Below are 5,308 nucleotides of genomic sequence, written 5' to 3' on the forward strand. Positions count from 1 at the left end.
CCGCGATGCGGGCGATCGGCGGCGAAAACAGGTTGCGGATCGCCTCGCCCTCGCCCGCCACCGGCTGACGGTTCCAGTCGGCGTCGCTGGTCGGCACCCTGTGCAGCCCGGAACCGAATTTCATGCCGGCGCCGCCGGAGGGCGGGATCACATAGCCGTCGATCGCGCCGCCGACATCGAGCACGACCGGTGCCGCCTGCCAGGCCGCCTTGAGGTCGGCCGGCGGTTCGACATAGGCAAGTGCGGTTCGATAGGTCTTCAATTCTCCGTCCAGTTCCGGAAACAGTTTTAGCACCCAGGCGCCTGCGGCGACGACGATGCGGTCGGCCTGCATCGTCTCGCCGCTTTCGAGCACGATGTGGCCGGCTTCGGCGTCGACCTCGACGACCTTGCTGTTTTCGTAGACATTGGCGCCGTTGGCGCGCAGCCACTTTGCCAGGCCGGACGCGATCTTGCGGCAATGCAGGGCGCCGCCTTCGGTCGAGAAATAGGCGTAGCGAAACGACCCGGCTTCCAGAAACGGCCAGCGTTTCACGGCTGCATCGGGCTCCAGCAGTTCGAACGGAAAATTGCCTTCTTCCAGGCCCTCGCGATATTCCTCGGCCTCGTCGCCGGGCTCGCGCGAAATGCAGACAAATCCTCTGGGATCGAGATGGTTTTCGCCGAGGTCGGCCCACATCTCGTCCCAGGCCTGGTAGGCTTCGGTGATCAGCCGGCCGTAGCCGGTCCCCGCGCGGTAAGCGCGGCGGATGATGCGGTGGTGGTCGCCCGAGGCGGCCAACGGGTTTGGGATCGGCCCCTGCTCGACGATCGAAACGCTGTGACCCGCCTTGACCAGCGACCACGCGGTCGAGAGGCCGGCAATACCCGCACCGACAACGATCACCTTCATCAAATCAGACTTTCCGCAGCCGGTCGGCTGGCTCAACGTATTGGATTGCGGGCGCCAACATACGGTCTGGAACCAGGCTGGCAAGCCGCGCTATTGGTCTGGCATGAGCAAATTGACGCCACCTGCCCTGGCCTTTGATCCAGCCACGCGACATCTGCGGCTCGACCCGCACGAGCCGGCTTTTTTTCAAAACCCTTATGATGCCTATGCTTTCCTCCACGGCCTATCGAATGCATTCTTCTGGGAAGAATTCGGCTTCTGGTGCTTTGGCGGCTTCGACGACGTCAACCGGCTGCTGCGCGACCGCCGTTTCGGCCGCCAGAATCCGGCCGGCATTCCAGACAGTCGCGGTATCGGACAGGACCGCAGCCATCTCAGGGCTTTCGACGGCGTCGAAGCCAATTCGATGCTGGAACTGGAGCCGCCGGTGCACACGCGGCTGAGAACACTGGTCAACCGCGCCTTCGTCTCGCGTCAGGTCGAACGGCTGCGGCCGCGTGTCGAGGCTTTGGCCAACGAGCTGATCGACCGTTTCGAACCAGGCAAGACGGTCGACCTGTTGCCTGCCTTCGCGGCGCCCTTGCCGATCACCATCATTGCCGAAATGCTCGGTGTGCCGGTCGACATGGGGCCGCAACTGCTCGACTGGTCGCACCAGATGGTTGCCATGTACATGCATGGCCGCACGCGCGCGATCGAAGAGACGGCCAACCGAGCCGCGGGCGAATTTGCCGATTTCCTGCGTTTCCATGTCACCGAGCGACGCAAGAACCCTGGCGACGACCTGCTGTCGCTGCTGATCTCGGCGCAGGAGGACGGCAAAAAGCTGTCGGAGGACGAGATGGTGTCCTCGGCGATCCTGCTGCTCAATGCCGGTCATGAAGCGACAGTGCATCAGACCGGCAACGCTGTCCGTGCGATCCTTATGCAAGGCGGCGATGTCAGCCGCTTCTTCGGCTCACCCGAAGCGACCGCGGCAACGGTCGAGGAATGCCTGCGCTTCGACGCGCCGCTGCACATGTTCACGCGCTACGCTTATCAGGAGATCGAAGTCGCGCCTGGCATTGTCGTGCAGCCGGGCCAGACGATCGGGCTGATGCTGGGCATGGCCAATCATGACCCGCGCGCCTTCGCCGAACCGCAAGCTTTCCGGCCCGATCGTCCGGACCAGAAGAACGTGTCATTCGGCGCCGGCATCCATTTCTGCATCGGCGCGCCGCTGGCCAGGCTAGAATTGCAGGTGTCGCTGAAAACCCTGTTCGAACGGCACCCGAAGCTGCATCTTGCCGAAAGGCCAAGCTTCCGCGACACTTACCACTTCCATGGGCTGGAAAGGCTCGCCGTCGGCTTTTGACGAAGCGCGGATTTGGTCGCCGGCCTATTCCAGCCATAGCGCCAGCAGCAACCACAAGGTCGGCTCACCGGACCGCCCACGATGCCCTTCCACGACAAGGCACCGGAAGCTGTCTCAGCCAGTTCCAGCGAAATAGTCATACGCAGGCAGCACAAGCTTGGGGGAGAGCCTGAAGGCCGTTGCTGGCAGCCCCTGTCGATCCATGCCAAATCGCAAGATCGGTCGAGCGCGATATATTCGGAAAGGCCTAACTGGTGTCGTCACGGAGAAAGAGACGTTGAAGGCCGCACTTGAAAACTACCCAGCCCGAATGCAGCGGGTGCTAGACCATATAGACCAGCATCTGGATGACGATCTGGGGCTGGAGGCGTTGAGCGGTGTCGCGGCGTTCTCGAAATATCATTTCCACCGGCAGTTCACGTCCACCTTCGGGGTGTCCGTGCATCGCTATGTCCAGCTCGCCCGCATGAAGCGTGCTTCGTACAGACTTGCCGAAAGTGACGCCCAAAGCGTCACCGACATAGCCATGGATGCCGGTTACGACGCGCCGGATGCCTTCGCCCGCGCCTTTCGGCAACGGTTCGGACAATCGCCGTCGTCGTTCCGGAAGTCTCCCGACTGGGGGTCGTGGCTCATGGCCTTCGGGCCCCTCGAAAAAGCAAGGAACACGCTTATGCAGATAATCTTTGAACACGACGACGTGACGATCCGCGATGTGCCCCCGACGCCGGTGGCGATCATGGAGCACCGCGGAGACCGGGCGACGCTCCAGGACACCATCCAGCGGTTCATCGCCTGGCGTAAGGCGGCGGGCTTGTCGCCCGAGACAAGCCCGACCTTCAACGTCTTCCGTTCCGAAAGGGAGCCCGCGGTCCCGGCTGACTACAGCATGGACATTTGTGCCGGGACAGACCGGCCGATCGAGGCGAATGACGGGCAGATGAAGGCTGGCGTGATCCCCGGCGGGCGCTGCGCGGTGCTGCGCTACCCTGGCAATACCAACAATCTCGAACCCGCAGCACTTTATCTTTATCGTGAATGGCTTCCGGCCAGCGGCGAGGAAGCACGCGACTTTCCGATCTATTGCCAACGACATCTGTCCCACTTCCCGGAGGGCCCGCTACGCGAAGTGGTCGTTGAACTCTTTCTGCCTCTGAAATAGCTCGGCAGGACAGCGGTTTGTCCCCCCGATCGCGAGCATCATGGCGACGCGAGATCAAAGCTTGATCACATACTCCTTGCGAGTCGTTTCAAGCACTTCCCAGCTGCCCTTGAAGCCGGGCTTCAGCACAAAGCTGTCGCCGGTCTTGACGGTGCGCGCTTGCCCACCGTCCTCCGCGATCACCGAAACGCCGGACAGGATGTGGCAGAACTCCCACTCGTCATAGACGATGCGCCATTTGCCCGGGGTCGATTCCCATATGCCGGCATAGAGGCCGCCGTCGCGCTCCTCGACATTCCAGGTGCGGAATTTGGGATCGCCCGAGATCAGCCGGTCGGGCGCCGGTGCACCCTGTTCGGCGTCGACAGCGTCGACGCCGATGGAAAGAAAGTTTGACTCGCTCATGATCGATCAGACCTTGGCTAGCGCCTGTTCGAGGTCGGCGACGATGTCGTTGACGTCCTCGATGCCGATCGAAAGCCGCACCGTGTCCGGTCCTGCGCCGGCCTTGACCTTCTGCTCGTCGGAAAGCTGGCGGTGCGTGGTCGAGGCCGGGTGGATGACCAGCGACTTGGTGTCGCCGACATTGGCGAGGTGCGAGAACAGCTCGAGCGCCTCGACGAATTTGACGCCCGCGTCATAGCCGCCCTTCAGCGCGAAGGTGAACACGGCGCCGGCGCCAAGTGGTGAGTACTTCTTCTGCAGCGCGTTGTTCTTGTCTGAGGGCAGGCCGGGGTAATTCACCGATGCGACCTTGGGGTGGTTGGACAGCCAGGCGGCAACGGTGACGGCATTGTCGCAGTGGCGCTGCATGCGCAGCGGCAGGGTTTCCAGGCCGGTCAGGATGAGGAAGGCGTTGAACGGGGAGATCGCCGGGCCGAGATCGCGCAGGCCGAGCACGCGCGCGGCAATGGCGAAGGCGAAATTGCCGAAGGTTTCGTGCAGGACAAGACCACCATATTCGGGGCGCGGTTCCGACAGCATCGGGTATTTGCCCGATTTCGACCAGTCGAAGGTGCCGCCGTCGACGATGGCGCCGCCGATCGAATTGCCGTGACCGCCGATGAATTTGGTCAGCGAATGGACGACGATGTCGGCGCCATGCTCGATCGGCCGGATGAGGTAGGGCGAGGCCAGTGTGTTGTCGACGATCAGCGGCAGGCCGTGCTTGCGCGCGATGTCGCCGATCTTCTCGATATCGACGAAGGTGCCGCCCGGATTGGCGAGGCTCTCGATGAAGATCGCCTTGGTCCTGTCGTCGATCTGGCTCTCGAAGGTCGAGATGTCATTGGTGTCGGCCCAGCGCACCTCCCAGCCATAATTCTTGAAGGCATGGCCGAACTGGTTGATCGAACCGCCGTAAAGCTTGTTGGCGGCAACGAAATTGTCGCCCGGCTGCATCAGATTGTGGAACACGATCACCTGCGCGGCATGGCCGGAGGCGACCGCGAGTGCCGCCGTGCCGCCTTCGAGGGCCGCCATGCGCTCTTCCAGCACTGCCTGGGTCGGGTTCATGATGCGGGTGTAGATGTTGCCGAAGGCCTTCAGCCCGAACAGCGAGGCGGCATGGTCGGCGTCGTCGAAGACGAAGGAGGTCGTCTGGTAGATCGGCGTGGCGCGCGCGCCGGTCGCCGGATCGGGCTTGGCACCGGCGTGGACGGCGAGCGTGTTGAAACCTGGCGTGCGGGTCACTGAAAACCTCCCTTTTGAAACTCTTGAAATCGCCGGGCATTCTTGGCGAAGCATGAGCGCGAATGCAAAGAAGAAAATACCCTTCGGCTAGCGATCTGCGGCCGAGGCCCGAGAAAATGCGCTGGCCTAAGGAATAATTTTGCGCCTAAGGCGCATCGCGCGTCAGGCCTTGCTTTTGGTGCACGTCGTTATCCCAAAACCGCTGCGC

At 62.5% G+C, this 5,308-nt stretch carries 5 protein-coding genes; 2 read left to right on the forward strand and 3 right to left on the reverse strand.

All coding sequences use genetic code 11. The features are described from left to right. A partial coding sequence (locus EN994_RS16540) for an FAD-dependent oxidoreductase (RefSeq protein ID WP_164745961.1) occupies positions 1-892 on the reverse strand: 892 nt, incomplete at its 3' end. Between the two features lie 103 nt (positions 893-995). Here EN994_RS16540 and EN994_RS16545 point away from each other — a divergent pair. Continuing rightward, positions 996-2,246, forward strand: coding sequence for a cytochrome P450 (locus EN994_RS16545; protein WP_063170210.1), 1,251 nt, complete (start codon positions 996-998; stop codon positions 2,244-2,246). Positions 2,247-2,523: 277 nt separating this feature from the next. Then, positions 2,524-3,408 carry an AraC family transcriptional regulator gene (locus tag EN994_RS16550; protein ID WP_063170209.1) on the forward strand — a complete coding sequence of 295 codons (885 nt, stop codon included), beginning with the start codon at positions 2,524-2,526 and terminating at the stop codon, positions 3,406-3,408. Between the two features lie 54 nt (positions 3,409-3,462). Here the strand turns inward: EN994_RS16550 and EN994_RS16555 are convergent, their stop codons facing one another. Both EN994_RS16555 and EN994_RS16560 read right to left on the reverse strand, forming a co-directional pair. Beyond that, complete coding sequence (locus tag EN994_RS16555; protein ID WP_063167787.1) at positions 3,463-3,813, reverse strand: cupin domain-containing protein; 351 nt, start codon at positions 3,811-3,813, stop codon at positions 3,463-3,465. 6 nt (positions 3,814-3,819) lie between these two features. After that, positions 3,820-5,100 (reverse strand): O-acetylhomoserine aminocarboxypropyltransferase, encoded by a 1,281-nt coding sequence (locus EN994_RS16560; RefSeq protein WP_024504598.1) that lies wholly within the window; start codon positions 5,098-5,100, stop codon positions 3,820-3,822. Between the last annotated feature and the right edge of the window lie 208 nt (positions 5,101-5,308).

This window comes from Mesorhizobium sp. M7A.F.Ca.CA.002.09.1.1, from assembly GCF_003998555.1.
GTDB lineage: Bacteria > Pseudomonadota > Alphaproteobacteria > Rhizobiales > Rhizobiaceae > Mesorhizobium > Mesorhizobium ciceri.

What these genes read in the sequence shown, in the direction of transcription:
- EN994_RS16545 (WP_063170210.1), top strand. Translation starts at nt 996, where the DNA reads ATGAGCAAATTGACGCCACCTGCCCTGGCCTTTGATCCAGCCACGCGA.
- EN994_RS16555 (WP_063167787.1), bottom strand. Translation starts at nt 3,813, where the DNA reads ATGAGCGAGTCAAACTTTCTTTCCATCGGCGTCGACGCTGTCGACGCC.